Origin of the sequence: Rhizobium indicum, assembly GCF_005862305.2 — a bacterium.
GTDB lineage: Bacteria > Pseudomonadota > Alphaproteobacteria > Rhizobiales > Rhizobiaceae > Rhizobium > Rhizobium indicum.
Genome location: NZ_CP054021.1, coordinates 2,051,339 through 2,064,588, shown reverse-complemented (window position 1 = coordinate 2,064,588; position 13,250 = coordinate 2,051,339). Strand labels below are relative to the sequence as shown.

The following is a 13,250-nucleotide window of genomic DNA, read 5'->3' as shown; positions in this document are numbered from 1 at the left end:
AAGATTTGAGGCAAGATAGATTGCCGTCAGGGAGATGAGACGATGACCGAGGTTTTCATTTACGACCACGTGCGTACGCCGCGCGGCCGCGGCAAGAAGGACGGCGCCCTGCATGAGGTGCCCTCCGTCCGCCTCGCGGCAAAGACGCTGGAGGCGATCCGCGACCGCAACGGGCTGGACACGGGCACGGTCGACGACATCATCATGGGCTGCGTCGATCCGGTCATGGATGCCGGCGCCGTCATCCCCAAGGCTGCCGCCTTCGAAGCCGGTTACTCCACCAAGGCGCCCGGCATGCAGATCTCCCGCTTCTGCGCCTCCGGTCTCGATGCGGTCAATTTCGGCGCCGGCAAGATCGCGCAAGGGGCCGACGATATCGTCATCGCCGGCGGCGTCGAAAGCATGTCCCGCGTCGGTCTCGGCATGTCCGGCGGCGCCTGGTTCATGGATCCTTCAGTAAATTTCCCGGCCTATTTCATGCCGCAGGGCGTCTCGGCCGATCTGATCGCCACCAAATATGGCTTCAGCAGAACGGATGTCGATGCTTACGCGGTCGAGAGCCAGAAGCGTGCCGCCCATGCCTGGGAAAACGGCTGGTTCGACAAGTCGGTCGTCCCGGTCAAGGACCAGAACGGCCTGACGATCCTTGATAAGGATGAACACATGCGCCCCGGCACGGACATGCAGGCGCTCGCCTCCCTCAATCCGTCCTTCCAGATGCCCGGCGAGATGGGCGGCTTCGAGGCCGTCGGCATTCAGGCCCATCCGGAGATCGAGCGCATCAACTATGTCCACCATGCCGGCAATTCCTCCGGCATCGTCGATGGCGCCGGCGTCGTCCTGCTCGGCTCCAAGGCCGGCGGTGAGAGCATGGGCAAGAAGCCGCGCGCCCGCATCAAGGCTTTCGCCAATATCGGTTCCGATCCAGCCCTGATGCTGACCGGGCCTGTCGACGTCACCGAGAAACTGTTGAAGCGGACAGGCATGAGCCTGTTCGACATCGACCTCTTCGAACTCAACGAGGCCTTCGCTGCCGTGGTGCTGCGCTACATGCAGGCCTTCGACATCGGCCACGACAAAATCAACGTCAATGGCGGCGCCATCGCCATGGGCCATCCGCTCGGCGCCACCGGCGCGATGATCCTCGGCACGGTGCTGGACGAACTTGAACGCCGCGACCTCAACACCGCGCTGGTGACGCTCTGCATCGGCGCCGGCATGGGCACGGCAACGGTTATTGAAAGGGTCTGACGATGGGCTTCAACACCGGCACGATCGAAACCGAATATGCCGAGGTCACCGAGCACTGGTCGCCCCGCGTCATCGCCGATCTCAACGGCCAGAGCGTCAAGCTCGCCAAGGTCCAGGGCCAGCTCGCCTGGCATTCCCACCGTGACGAGGACGAGCTCTTCCTCATCTGGAAGGGGGCGCTGACCATCGAATATCGCGACCGCCCGCATGTGCATCTGAAGGCCGGTGATTTTCATGTTGTGCCGAAGGGTGTCGAGCATAATCCGGTGGCGCAGGAGGAATGCTGGATCGTGCTTTTCGAGCCGTCGCAGACCAAGCATACCGGCGATGTCGTCACCGAAAAGACGAAGACCTTAGACGCGCAGCGCAGCCATTTGCCGGCCTGATCGGGGAGGAAACCCAATGACCTACACCAATTTCACGCTCGAAACCGACGCCGACGGCATCGCTCTCGTCACCTGGGACATGCCCGGCAAATCGATGAACGTCTTCACCGCCGAGGTGATGGCCGAGCTCGACGCGATCATCGACGCCACGACCGCTGATGCCGCCGTCAAGGGTGTCGTCTTCACCTCCGGCAAGTCCTCCTTCTCCGGCGGCGCTGATCTGTCGATGATCAAGTCGATGTTCAGTTCCTACCAGGAGGAGAAGGCAAAGAGCCCCGAGACGGCGGTGCAGAACCTCTTCGGTCTGGTCGGCCGCATGAGCGGCCTGTTCCGCAAGCTCGAAACGTCGGGCAAGCCCTGGGTTTCCGCCATCAACGGCACCTGCATGGGCGGCGCCTTCGAACTGTCGCTCGCCTGCCACGGCCGCGTCGCCTCCAATGCCAAGAGCGTCAAGATCGCGCTGCCCGAAGTGAAGGTCGGTATCTTCCCCGGCGCCGGCGGCACGCAGCGTGTGCCACGGCTGGCGAACGCCCAGGATGCGCTGCAGATGATGACGACGGGCCAGTCGCTGACCGGCTCCCGCGCCAAGGCGATGAACCTCGTGCATCAGGTGGTCGAGCCGGATCAGCTTATCCCGGCCGCAAAGCAGATGATCAAGGATGGCCTGAAGCCGGTCGCCCCCTGGGATGAGAAGGGCTTCAAGGTACCGGGCGGCGGCATCTGGACGCCGGCCTCCGCCCAGCTCTGGCCGGCAGCCCCGGCGATCCTGCGCAGGGAAACATCGGGCAATTATCCGGCAGCGCTTGCCATCCTGAAATGCGTCTACGAAGGCCTGCAGGTACCGTTCGATACGGGTCTGAAGATCGAGCAGCGCTATTTCACCGAGGTGCTGCAGACCCGCGAAGCCTTCTCGATGATCCGTTCGCTGTTCATCTCCATGCAGGAGCTCGGCAAGGGCGCCCGTCGCCCGGCCGGTCACCCCAAGACCGAGCTGAAACATGTCGGCGTCGTTGGCGCCGGCTTCATGGGCGCCTCGATCGCTTATGTCACCGCCGCCGCCGGCATTCCCGTGACGCTGATCGATCGCGACATCGAAGCGGCGACCAAGGGCAAGACCGTCTCCGAAGGCCTGGTCAAGGATTCTGTCGGTAAGGGGCGTCTTACGCAGGATGAAGCGGCCGCATTGCTCTCCCGCATCACGCCCTCGGCCGACTATGCCGATCTCGCCAATGCCGATCTCGTCATCGAGGCGGTATTTGAGGATCGCGAGGTGAAGAAAGCGGTCATCGAGGCGGTCGAAGCCGTGCTGCCGGAAGGCGCGATCTTCGCCTCCAATACCTCGACCCTGCCGATCTCAGGTCTCGCCAAGAATTCGAAACGCCCGGCGGATTTCATCGGCATCCATTTCTTCTCGCCTGTCGAGAAGATGATGCTGACTGAGGTCATCCTCGGAAGCGACGCCGGCGACAGGGCGCTGGCCGTCGCTCTTGATTATGTCGCAGCCATCAAGAAGACGCCGATCGTCGTCAACGACACCCGCGGCTTCTTCGTCAATCGCTGCGTGCTGCGCTACATGTCGGAAAGCTACGACATGCTGATCGAGGGCGTGCCGCCTGCGATGATCGAGAACGCCGCCAAGATGGCCGGCATGCCGGTTGGTCCGCTGGCGCTCAACGACGAGGTCGCCATCGACCTCTCGCTGAAGATCCTCAAGGCGACGGTCGCCGATCTCGGCGAAAAAGCCATCGACCCCAGGCATATGGAGCTCATCTCCCGCATGGTGGAAAAGGAGGGCCGCTTCGGCCGCAAGAATTCCAAGGGCTTCTACGACTACCCGCCGAAACCGGCGAAGAAGTCCGTCTGGCCCGACCTCAAGACCCTCTACCCGCAGAAACCGGCGGTTGAGGTTGACGTCAACGTGCTCAAACAACGTTTCCTCGTCACCATCGCGCTCGAAGCCGCCCGCACCGTGGAGGAGGGCATCGTCACCGATCCACGTGAGGCCGATGTCGGCTCGATCCTGGGCTTTGGCTTCGCGCCCTATACCGGCGGGGCGTTGAGCTATATCGACGGGATGGGTGCGAAGGCTTTCGTGGAATTGGCAGAAAAGTTAGCTGCTGCTTACGGGAACCACTTCAAGCCGACGCCACTGCTGAAGGACATGGCCGCGAAAGGTGAGACGTTCTACGGGCGGTTCGACCCCTATGCGAAGGTGGGGAAGGCGGCTTAGGCCGTCTTTTAAGCTGTGCCGCTCTTGCCGGGTTTCAAACGTTGAATGGGGCGGGTGGCGTCGGCAATCTGAACCGCAAGCAACCCACGCCTCGCTGTCACCCGGATCGGACCGCCCATGCAACCGTCAACCGACATCCTCGCCTTTGCCGATCCGATGGAGTGGGAATCTTGGCTCTGCCTGCATCACGCGGCATCGACCGGCGCCTGGCTGAAGATCGGTAAGAAAAATCCGAAACGAACTCTCATCACCATCGACGAGGCGCTGGATGTGGCGCTCTGTTACGGCTGGATTGACAGCCAGCGCAAGGGGTTTGACGCGCATTCCTACCTGCAGCGTTATTCGCCCCGGCGCGCCAAAAGTCCGTGGTCCAAGCTCAATGTCGATCGGGTCGCAGCACTCGCAGAAGCCGGGCGCATGCGGCCCGCGGGCCTTGCCGAAGTCGCTGCCGCCAAAGCCGACGGACGATGGGCTGTCGCCTACGCTCCGCAACGCGATGCCGGCCTGCCGGACGATCTGGCGGCGGCGCTCGCTGAGAACGCTGCCGCCAGTGCTACCTTTGCGCGGCTCGACAAGACCGGCCAATATGCAATCGTCCTGCCGCTCCTGAAGGCAACGACCCCGGAAGTGCGGGTCGCCCGCCTCGGCAAGGCGATCACCAGGTTGGCGCAGGCCGAATAGACGGTATTTCAGCTTCTGAAAAAAAATCTCGCCCTCGGTTTTCCCCGCCGCGCGGCAGGCAAAGACCTGTCCGCGGTGTCTGAAACGTCACCGATTTCCCTGGCTGCGGCCTTGTCACGGACACAATTTCCGATTACATATCCGCGCATCGATCTTGCTAGATGAACTTTGAAACGGCCTCGTGTCGTTCCTGGCGAACTTCCTCCAAAATCGGTTTTCATCGCCGCTTGGCATTTATCCGAGCTGCATTCTTCTATGAACGATTCGAAAAGGATATCGTCATGAGCACTGGTACCGTAAAGTGGTTCAACGCAACCAAGGGCTTCGGCTTCATTCAGCCGGATGACGGCGCAGCCGACGTTTTCGTCCACATCTCCGCCGTTGAACGCGCTGGCATGCGCGATCTCAAGGATGGCCAGAAGCTGTCTTACGAGCTCGTCCGCGACAACAAGTCCGGCAAGATGTCGGCAGACCGCCTCCAGGCGGCCTGAGCCTTCAAGGCTCTAAATATCATCTCCGGATCGTGACCACGGATGTACTGGCACGGTTCGTTGAGATAGCAGGGAAGGTCGGGTTCACCCGGCCTTTTTTTGTGTCTGGCCGGCTGATGTTGTGCCCTTTCCCAAGAAATGCGTCCGCGACACCCCCCTCTGCCCTGCCGGGCATCTCCCCCACAAGGAGGGAGATTGGCTGGGCGCGATGGTTTCCCCAAACAACTGGCCGTCACGTGAATCGTAAATTGAGGGCGAGGCATGGCTTCTTGCCGATCTCCCCACCTGTGGGGGAGATGCCCGGCAGGGCAGAGGGGGGCGATCACGGCATGACCTTAGAGAATCTTTCGCATCGCCAAGCCGAGTGCGTCCACCGGCGATAACAGGCCCGCAAGTCAGGTAGCGCGCTCAACCGCCTGCCGCCTCGCTACCCTCCAGCATCTCCATGACCCGCGCCATCACCGCCCGCGCCGCATCGAGTTCCGCTGACGTAAACGCGGCGCCGAGCCCGTCGGCCCACCCGGCTTGCGCAATCTCGATGGCACCGAGCCGCACGGCCCCTTCTTCCGTCAGCCGCACCAGCTTGGCGCGCTGGTGCTGCGGGTTGTCGGCATAGGCGATCAGCCCTTCGCTCTCCAGCACGTCGGCCAGCCGCTGCACACCCTGGCGGGCCAGGCCGAGCGCACGGGCGATCTGCGCCACCGACATGTTGCCGCGCCTTGCCGCGGCCAGCACCTGCCAACGCGCGCTGGTTTGCCCTGCCGGCTTTGCCAACTGGTCGCCCGCCGCCGTCAGATGGCCGGCGAGGCGAAGGGCGGTGATCGCGAAAGCGGAAAAAGCATCCCCCTCCATCGTCCGCTCCGGTCGATTTTGTTTGACAACATATTGTCGATTTTGTATCTCATTCATAATGACAACATATTGTCATATGTGGATACTGAAGGCAACGCCGAAGGAGGAGAGCGCCATGAAGAAAACCTACAAGGGAAGCTGCCATTGCGGCAAAGTGCACTACGAGGTGGACATGGACCTCGAGGAGGGCACCGGCCGCTGCAATTGTTCGATCTGCGCCAAGCGCCGCTATTGGGGCGCCAACGTCAAGCCGGAGGATTTCCGGCTGATGTGCGACCAGGCCGAAACGTCCGACTATCAGTTCAACACCATGAGTGGTCATCACCGCTTCTGCCGCACCTGCGGTGTGCCGGCCTATGGCGACGGTTATGTCGAAGCGATCGGCGGCGCCTATGTCTCGATCAACATCGCCTGCCTCGACGATATTACCCCTGAGGAACTGGCGGCACTGCCGGTCCGTTACTCCGACGGCAGGCACGATGCCTGGTGGAACGAACCGGCGGTGACGCGTTATCTCTAGGGCAATTCCAGCAAAAGTGCGCAGCGGTTTTGCGTCCGGAATTGCGCAGATGTCTATGTCGGATCCTCGTCCTCCCCTTCGTCCTCTGTCCATAACGGAAAAGGAGAACGATCGTGAAAGACGAAGCGAATGCCAGGATCGAGGAAGACGCGATCATCGCCATGCTGATGATGCGCGCCAAGGCGCTGGGCGAAAAGAACGCCAAGGATGCGCTTTCCTACGAGACCGAGGATGAGATCGAATTTTCGCTGGCGCCGCCGCTCGTATACCACGGCCAGGACGAAGCGGGTCTGCAGGCCTGGTTCGATACCTGGGAAGGCCCGATCGGCGGCGAGGTGCGCGATGCCAGATTGATGGTTGGCGAGGATGTCGCTTTCTGGAGCGGCCTCACGCGCATGACCGGGACCAAGACCGATGGCGCCGCCGTCGATCTCTGGTTCCGCCAGACGCTTGGCCTCGTCAAGCAGGATGGCCGATGGCTGGTTGCCCACCAGCACGCCTCGGTGCCCTTCGCCATGGACGGCAGCGGCCGGGCGCTGCTGGATCTCAAACCGTGAAGACTGTCAGGCATCACTCCCCGCGATCTTGCGCCGGTCGGCGCGAATGCTCATCAATCCGACGCCCATCAAAAGCAGGATCGCCGTCGCATAGATATCGGTCGTCAATGCGTAACCGGCCGATTTCGCTAGGAACCCGGCCAGGATCGCCGGCAGGCTGAAGGCGAGGTAGCTCTGGACGTAGAAGGCCGATAGCAGCCCGGCCCGCTCGTCTGCCTTGGCAAGCGGCATGATGGTGCCGATCGAACCGAGGAAATTGGTGCCGAAACCGACGCCGGTAAAAACTGTGCCAACGAGCAACAGCGGCACACTGGCAAGATGCACGCCGGCAACGACGGTCAGGATGCCGAGCGTCTTGGCCGATACGCCGAAAACCAGATTGGCCGATGCCGTCATGCTGCGCCTGAGATAGACGGCGATTGCTCCGCTCACCATCAGCGCAGTGACGACGGCCCCACCCGTCAGCGGCGCCCGGCTGCCGGTCGTGCTGGCGACCAAAGACGGGACCAGCGAGAGATAGAAGCCGGCAAGCGTCCAGTTGGCGATATTGATCGGTGTCACCAGCGAGAGCGGCCGCTTCACCTGCTTGGGAATGGTGACCCGCGGTATCAGCGAGCCGAGCGCGCCCGGCCGCGTGCCGCCGGTCTCGCCTGTCAGCCAGATGGCAGCCGCCTGCAGCGTGAAGGCGACAAACAACAGCGCATAGACCAGATGCATCGGGAAGGGGCCGTATTGGATCAGGGCGCTGGTGCCGACCGCACCCACCGCCATGCCGCAAAGCGGCGCGATCGAGTTGACGATCTGTCCCTTTGCCCGGTCGACATCGACGAGCGCCGCTCCGATCGAGGCGCCGGCGATCCCGGTTGCCAGCCCCTGCACGATCCGCGCTGCGATCAACCAGCCGGGACCGCTTGCGATGACGAAGAGGCCCATGGCGGCGATTTCGAGCACGAGGGCGAAAAAGATCACCGGCTTGCGGCCGAGATGATCCGAGATCGAACCGGCGATCAGCAGCGCCGCCAGCAGCGCGAAGGCGTAGACCGCGAAGATCACCGTGATCAGCACCGGCGAGACGGAAAAACTTTCCTGATAGATCCGGTAGAGCGGCGTCGGCGCCGCGGAGGCGCCGAAGAAGGTCGCGAGCGTCAGCGCATGAAAGCCGATCCAGGGGCGCGGCGAATTCTCGGTGGATTTGGCTGCGGCGAACATATATAAGCCCTTTAAAGCTAAGCTGTTGCGTTAACTTAGGTAGAGCAACTGCTTTATAAAAGCAAATTATTTGCGTTAATAGGTCTGTCAAAGATTTTGAACCATCGGTGCCAAGGAGAGAAAGTCGGGTTGCGCGCATGACAGTGAAAGAGAATCTCCGTCCGGGCGGCAGAAGCGCCCGGGTTCAGGCATCGGTGCACAAGGCGGTCCGTGAGCTGATGGCCGAGATAAGCCGCGCCGACGTGACGATCCCGTTGATTGCCGGCAAGGCGGGGGTAACGCCGTCGACCATCTATCGCCGCTGGGGCGACCTGCAGGAGCTTCTTGCCGATGTCGCCGTCGATCGGCTGCGGCCGGACATGCAGCCGATCGATGCCGGCAGCGGCAAGGCCGATCTCGAAACCTGGGCCGACCAATATGCCGAGGAAATGTCCTCCGGCCCCGGCCGCGAAATGATCCGCGACGTGCTGGCGGCGCAGGCGGGCGCGAATGCCTGTAAATGCGCTGAATTTACCCGCCAGCAGATCGACGTCATCGCCGAGAGGGCCAAGGCTCGCGGCGAGGCCTTTCCGGATGTCGACCGCGTCATGGACCAGGTCGTGGCGCCGATCATGTACCGCATCCTGTTCGGCGATGTGCCGGCGACAGCGCGTGTGCGCGATCTGGTTGCGCGTGTCATGAGCGCGACGGACTAAGAGCAATTCCAGCAAAAGTGCGTAGCGGTTTTGCGTCCGGAATTGCGTGAAAACAAAAAGATAGAGCATCTCCGTGATTCGGAGAAAAACGGAAATGCTCTAAGTTTTCAGTTACTCCGCGGCGGCGCGCTTGAGGCCGGAAATCTGGGTGATATAGGCGCGCAGCGCCGCCGGCCGTACCGGCTTGTGCTGAACGGCAATACCGTGTCGCTCGGCCTCGCTGCGCACCTCCGGCGTGCGGTCGGCCGTGATCATCAGGGCAGGGATATCGGCGCCGAACTGCCGGCGCAGATGCAGGATCGCGGCAATGCCGGTGCCGTCGCCGAGATGATAATCGGCGATGACGATGTCAGGCGGTCCCTCTTGGCCATCGAGGGCGGTGACCTTGGCGAGGCAATCCAGCGCCTCCACCTCGCAGCCCCAGCCGCTGATCAGGAGCCGCATGCCTTCGAGGATCTTCGGCTCGTTATCGATGCAGAGGATCTTCAGCCCGCTCAGCGGTTGCCCGGGACGGTCGGCGGGCGCAACCGCTGCTGCAGCCGCGGCCGGGCGTGAGACGTCGAGCGGCATGGCGATGCGGAATTGCGTCCCCTTGCCATGCGTCGACTGCAACTCGACCGGATGGTTGAGTACGCGGGCGATGCGGTCGACGATCGACAGGCCGAGCCCGAGGCCGGAGGCGGTTTTGGCACCTTCATCCAGTCGCGCGAATTCCTTGAACACCGTGCGGAATTTCGACGGTGGGATGCCGATGCCGGAATCGATCACCTGGATGATCACCTGGTTGCCGCGCCGCCGCGCGCCCACCAGCACCTTGCCGGTGATCGTGTATTTGATGGCGTTGGAAACCAGGTTCTGCACCAGCCGGCGCAGAAGATTGGGGTCGGAGCGGACCCTCAGCGACGTCGGCATGATCACCAGCTTCAGCTGTTTTTCACGGGCGATCGGCGCGAAATCGGTCTGGATACGCTCCAGCAGGTCAGAGAGCGCGACGGAGGCGAGCCGCGGCCGCATGGCGCCGGTATCGAGCCTGGATAAATCGAGCACCGCGCCGAGAATGGTCTCGACCGATTCCAGCGCGGAATCGATATTGCGCACGATTGGGCTGTTCTCGGATTGCGCCATGCGCTCGACCAATGCCGAGGAATAGAGCCGGGCGGCGTTGAGCGGCTGCAGGATATCGTGGCCGGCGGCGGCAAAAAAGCGTGTCTTGCCGATATTCGCCTCGTCGGCGGCGGCGCGTGCCTCGCCGAGTTCGCGGTTGACGCGGGTAAGCTCGGCCGTGCGTTCGGCGACACGCTGCTCCAGCGTCTCATTCGCCTGTTTCAGCGCCTGGTCGGCGTTCACGCGCTGGGTGATGTCGGTGAAGGTGGCGACGATACCCTTGTCCGGCATGGCGTTGGAGCGCACCTCGATGATCCGCTCGCCGCCGCCGAGCACCAGCGCGAAAGGTTTGTCGAGCGTCAGGAAATGCCGCACCGTCTGGCTGAGATCGCCGGGCGCGATGTCGCCGCGCTGGATGAGCGTGGTGACGATATCGGACAAAGGAAAACCGACCTGGCCGGCACTTTCCGGAAGATCCAGCAATTGCCGGAAACGCCGGTTCCAGATCGTCAGCCGGTTGGAACTGTCGAAGACGGCAATGCCCTGGTCCATCTGCGAAAGCGCCGTCTGCAGCATGTCCTGGTTATACTGCAGCGCCTCGCTCGCCTGGTCGAGCAACCAGGCGGTGTCGGAAGAGGCATCCTCGATCTTCTGCAGGATCAATGACAGCACCAGCCGGGCCGAGGACGAGCCGATGGCGCTGCCGAGCAGCTGTTCGCTGAAATGGATGAGCGCCATGTCGGCCGGCTGCTCGTCCTCCAGCTTGCGGCCGGAGCCTTGTTCGTAAGTCGTGAAAGAACGCTGCATGCGTTCTTCGCCAAGATAACGTGAGATCGCCGCCTTGAGATCGCCGACGCTGATGCGGGTCTTCCAGCCGCGCGTGGCAAATTGCGAGCGCGAATGCCGCTTGACGAAGATGCCGGCCTGAATGCGCTCCAGCGGCTTGGCGTTGCGGGTGAGCGAGCCGACGACGAAGAAGGCGCTGTTGACGAGCAGGCTCATCGCCGTCGCATTGACCAGCGGATCGGCGTCGGGGGCCGTAAACAGCGTGGTCCCGGGAAAGATGAAGCCGAGCACGGCGCTCGCCACATAGGAATAATCTGGGCCGCCGAGCGAGGGCAGGAACAGCAGGTAGATCCAAATGACGAAGCCGGAGGTCAGCCCGAGGATCGCGCCGCGCGCATTCGCCCGCCGCCAGATCAGCCCGCCGAACATCGCTGGGGCGATTTGCGCGATCGCGGCGAAGGAAAGAAGGCCGATCGAGGCAAGGCCGGCGGTGCTGTCGGTCGAGCGGTAATAGGCGTAGCCGAACAGCAGCACGGCGAAGATGGCGCTGCGGCGGATGTTGAGCAGCGTCTTGGCGAAATTGTCGCGCTGGCTGGCGCGGCCAGCGAGTTTGCGCCGGAGGAAAATCGGCATGATGATGTCGTTCGACACCATGATCGACAGTGCCACAGAATCGACGATGACCATCGCCGTTGCGGCGGAGAAGCCGCCGATGAAGATGATCAGCGAAATGACGGGCATCTGGCCGGCAAGCGGCAGCGACAGCATGTAGAAATCGGCATTGCCGGTGCCGCCGAAGGTCAGCAACCCGCCGATCGCCACCGGCAGCACGAAGAGATTGATGGCGATGAGATAGCTGGGAAACAGGAAGCCCGCGAGTTTCAGCTGTTTCGGTGTCCGGTTTTCGACAACCGTCACGTGGAATTGCCGCGGCAGCAGGATGATCGCAAAGGCCGACAAGATGATCAGGGTGATCCAGCGGCTGATCGGCGTGTGGTAGCTGAGCGCCGACATGACCAGCTCATTGTCGACGGTCTTGCGCCAGAGATCGGTCGGGCCGTCGAACAGAAACCAGATGACGCAGACGCCGGCCGTCAGGAAGGCGACGAGCTTGACCACGGATTCCATCGAGACAGCGAGGATGAGGCCATCCTGGTGCTCTGTGGCATCCGTATGCCGCGTGCCGAACATGATGGCAAAGCAGGCAAGCACCAGCGTCGCGAGGAGCGGCAGGTCGAGGAAATAGAGATTGCCGCTGCCGATGCCGTAATCGGACGGATTGACCATGGCGCTGACGGTGCTCGAGATCGCCTTGAGTTGCAGCGCGATATAAGGAATGGCGCCGATCAGCGAGATCAGCGCGACGATCGTTGCGACCGTCGGGTTCTTGCCGTAACGCGCGGCGACGAAATCGGCAACGGAGGTGAGCTTCTCCGCCTTGGCGAGCTCGATGATGCGGCGAAGCAACGGCATGCCGAGCGTGAAGACCAGGATGGGGCCGATATAGATGCCGGCAAATTCCAACCCGCGCTGCGCGGCAAGCCCGACGCTGCCGAAATAGGTCCAGGAGGTGCAGTAGATCGCAAGGCTCAGCGCATAGACAACCGGCCATCCGCCCAGCGTGCCCGGGCCGAGGGTGCCCTGGCCGCGGTTCTTGCGGTCGCCATAGCTTGCCACGGCGAAAAGCAGGAGCAGATAGCCGAAGGCAGACGCGAATATGACCCAGCCTGGAAGCATTGACCCTCCGCCGGCGGAAAACCCGCCGGACCTCCCGCAACGTGGGTCAGCTTAAGTCATTTCAGACGCTTTGAAAATTCCTGGCCGTCTAGGCCTTAAGTCAAAGACCGCGGGAGAGGTATTGCTGAATAATTGCGATTGCCGATTGATTAATTGCAATGAAGATGTAGCTAATAAATTCCATTGCATGTCTTTGAAATGGATCGAAGGGAGACGGATCCGATGCTCAATGAGTTCAAGGCCTTTATCGCCCGCGGCAATGTCATGGATCTTGCAGTCGGCGTCATCATCGGCGGCGCCTTCGGTGGCATCGTCAAATCTTTGGTGGATGACCTTATTATGCCGATCGTCGGCGCCATTTTCGGCGGCTTCGATTTTTCGAATTACTTCCTCCCACTCTCGTCGGCCGTCAACGCGCAGTCGCTCGCCGCCGCCCGCGAGCAGGGAGCGGTGTTTGCCTATGGCAGCTTCCTCACCGTGCTCATCAACTTTCTCATTCTCGCCTGGATCATCTTTCTGATGGTCAAGGGCGTGAACACCCTGCGTGCCCAGGTCGAGCGCCAGGAAAAGGCTGCACCGGAAGAGCTGCCAGCGCCGGCGGCAGACGTTCAGCTTCTGACGGAAATCCGCGATCTTCTCGCCACGCGCCCGACGGCTTGATCCGGCTGGAGCCCCTCCGCTTCGGCCGGGCTCATTCATCACCAAAATCGATATGCCATCACTGGATGTCATGGGATTTGCCGGCGCAAAT

12 protein-coding genes are annotated in these 13,250 nt (G+C 62.1%); 9 read left to right on the top strand and 3 right to left on the bottom strand.

Annotation, left to right across the window (positions count from 1 at the left end):
• Nucleotides 1-42 precede the first annotated feature (42 nt).
• The 5 genes from FFM53_RS10245 to FFM53_RS10225 all read left to right on the top strand — a co-directional run bounded on the left by FFM53_RS10245 (nucleotide 43) and on the right by FFM53_RS10225 (nucleotide 5,039).
• The gene (locus FFM53_RS10245) at nucleotides 43-1,251 is read left to right on the top strand and encodes an acetyl-CoA C-acetyltransferase (protein WP_138388168.1); all 1,209 of its coding nucleotides are present in this window, start codon (nucleotides 43-45) and stop codon (nucleotides 1,249-1,251) included.
• Nucleotides 1,252-1,253: 2 nt separating this feature from the next.
• The gene (locus tag FFM53_RS10240; RefSeq protein ID WP_138388167.1) at nucleotides 1,254-1,637 is read left to right on the top strand and encodes a cupin domain-containing protein; all 384 of its coding nucleotides are present in this window, start codon (nucleotides 1,254-1,256) and stop codon (nucleotides 1,635-1,637) included.
• A gap of 16 nt (nucleotides 1,638-1,653) precedes the next feature.
• Nucleotides 1,654-3,867 (top strand): 3-hydroxyacyl-CoA dehydrogenase NAD-binding domain-containing protein, encoded by a 2,214-nt coding sequence (locus FFM53_RS10235; RefSeq protein WP_138388166.1) that lies wholly within the window; start codon nucleotides 1,654-1,656, stop codon nucleotides 3,865-3,867.
• Between the two features lie 117 nt (nucleotides 3,868-3,984).
• Nucleotides 3,985-4,548 (top strand): YdeI/OmpD-associated family protein, encoded by a 564-nt coding sequence (locus FFM53_RS10230; RefSeq protein ID WP_138388165.1) that lies wholly within the window; start codon nucleotides 3,985-3,987, stop codon nucleotides 4,546-4,548.
• 281 nt (nucleotides 4,549-4,829) lie between these two features.
• Nucleotides 4,830-5,039, top strand: a complete 210-nt coding sequence (locus FFM53_RS10225) for a cold-shock protein (RefSeq protein WP_003545273.1) — start codon at nucleotides 4,830-4,832, stop codon at nucleotides 5,037-5,039.
• 408 nt (nucleotides 5,040-5,447) lie between these two features.
• Here the strand turns inward: FFM53_RS10225 and FFM53_RS10220 are convergent, their stop codons facing one another.
• Nucleotides 5,448-5,948: a MarR family winged helix-turn-helix transcriptional regulator gene (locus tag FFM53_RS10220; protein WP_138388163.1), complete on the bottom strand. Its 501-nt coding sequence runs from the start codon at nucleotides 5,946-5,948 to the stop codon at nucleotides 5,448-5,450.
• Nucleotides 5,949-6,006: 58 nt separating this feature from the next.
• Here FFM53_RS10220 and FFM53_RS10215 point away from each other — a divergent pair, with 58 nt between their 5' ends.
• Both FFM53_RS10215 and FFM53_RS10210 read left to right on the top strand, forming a co-directional pair.
• On the top strand, nucleotides 6,007-6,411 hold the full coding sequence (locus FFM53_RS10215) for a GFA family protein (protein ID WP_138388162.1): 405 nt from the start codon (nucleotides 6,007-6,009) through the stop codon (nucleotides 6,409-6,411).
• Nucleotides 6,412-6,524: 113 nt separating this feature from the next.
• Entirely contained in the window at nucleotides 6,525-6,968 is a 444-nt protein-coding gene (locus FFM53_RS10210; RefSeq protein ID WP_138388161.1) for a YybH family protein, read from the top strand.
• 6 nt (nucleotides 6,969-6,974) lie between these two features.
• Here the strand turns inward: FFM53_RS10210 and FFM53_RS10205 are convergent, their stop codons facing one another.
• On the bottom strand, nucleotides 6,975-8,177 hold the full coding sequence (locus FFM53_RS10205) for an MFS transporter (protein ID WP_138388160.1): 1,203 nt from the start codon (nucleotides 8,175-8,177) through the stop codon (nucleotides 6,975-6,977).
• Between the two features lie 137 nt (nucleotides 8,178-8,314).
• Between FFM53_RS10205 and FFM53_RS10200 the strand changes: the two genes are divergently transcribed.
• A complete protein-coding gene (locus FFM53_RS10200) occupies nucleotides 8,315-8,872 on the top strand; it encodes a TetR/AcrR family transcriptional regulator (protein ID WP_138388159.1) in 558 nt (185 codons plus the stop codon).
• 111 nt (nucleotides 8,873-8,983) lie between these two features.
• On the opposite strand, the gene FFM53_RS10195 is transcribed toward FFM53_RS10200, so the two are convergent.
• Nucleotides 8,984-12,499: a PAS domain-containing hybrid sensor histidine kinase/response regulator gene (locus tag FFM53_RS10195; RefSeq protein WP_138388158.1), complete on the bottom strand. Its 3,516-nt coding sequence runs from the start codon at nucleotides 12,497-12,499 to the stop codon at nucleotides 8,984-8,986.
• A 222-nt stretch (nucleotides 12,500-12,721) separates the two neighbouring features.
• On the opposite strand from FFM53_RS10195, the gene mscL reads away from it, so the two are divergent.
• Nucleotides 12,722-13,159: a large conductance mechanosensitive channel protein MscL gene (gene mscL, locus FFM53_RS10190; RefSeq protein ID WP_138334485.1), complete on the top strand. Its 438-nt coding sequence runs from the start codon at nucleotides 12,722-12,724 to the stop codon at nucleotides 13,157-13,159.
• Nucleotides 13,160-13,250: the final 91 nt, after the last annotated feature.

Excerpts from the sequence above, each read along its gene's own strand:
- FFM53_RS10195 (WP_138388158.1), bottom strand. The coding sequence starts at position 12,499 with ATGCTTCCAGGCTGGGTCATATTCGCGTCTGCCTTCGGCTATCTGCTC.
- FFM53_RS10230 (WP_138388165.1), top strand. The coding sequence starts at position 3,985 with ATGCAACCGTCAACCGACATCCTCGCCTTTGCCGATCCGATGGAGTGG.
- FFM53_RS10220 (WP_138388163.1), bottom strand. The coding sequence starts at position 5,948 with ATGAATGAGATACAAAATCGACAATATGTTGTCAAACAAAATCGACCG.
- FFM53_RS10235 (WP_138388166.1), top strand. The coding sequence starts at position 1,654 with ATGACCTACACCAATTTCACGCTCGAAACCGACGCCGACGGCATCGCT.
- mscL (WP_138334485.1), top strand. The coding sequence starts at position 12,722 with ATGCTCAATGAGTTCAAGGCCTTTATCGCCCGCGGCAATGTCATGGAT.
- FFM53_RS10240 (WP_138388167.1), top strand. The coding sequence starts at position 1,254 with ATGGGCTTCAACACCGGCACGATCGAAACCGAATATGCCGAGGTCACC.
- FFM53_RS10200 (WP_138388159.1), top strand. The coding sequence starts at position 8,315 with ATGACAGTGAAAGAGAATCTCCGTCCGGGCGGCAGAAGCGCCCGGGTT.
- FFM53_RS10205 (WP_138388160.1), bottom strand. The coding sequence starts at position 8,177 with ATGTTCGCCGCAGCCAAATCCACCGAGAATTCGCCGCGCCCCTGGATC.
- FFM53_RS10215 (WP_138388162.1), top strand. The coding sequence starts at position 6,007 with ATGAAGAAAACCTACAAGGGAAGCTGCCATTGCGGCAAAGTGCACTAC.
- FFM53_RS10225 (WP_003545273.1), top strand. The coding sequence starts at position 4,830 with ATGAGCACTGGTACCGTAAAGTGGTTCAACGCAACCAAGGGCTTCGGC.
- FFM53_RS10245 (WP_138388168.1), top strand. The coding sequence starts at position 43 with ATGACCGAGGTTTTCATTTACGACCACGTGCGTACGCCGCGCGGCCGC.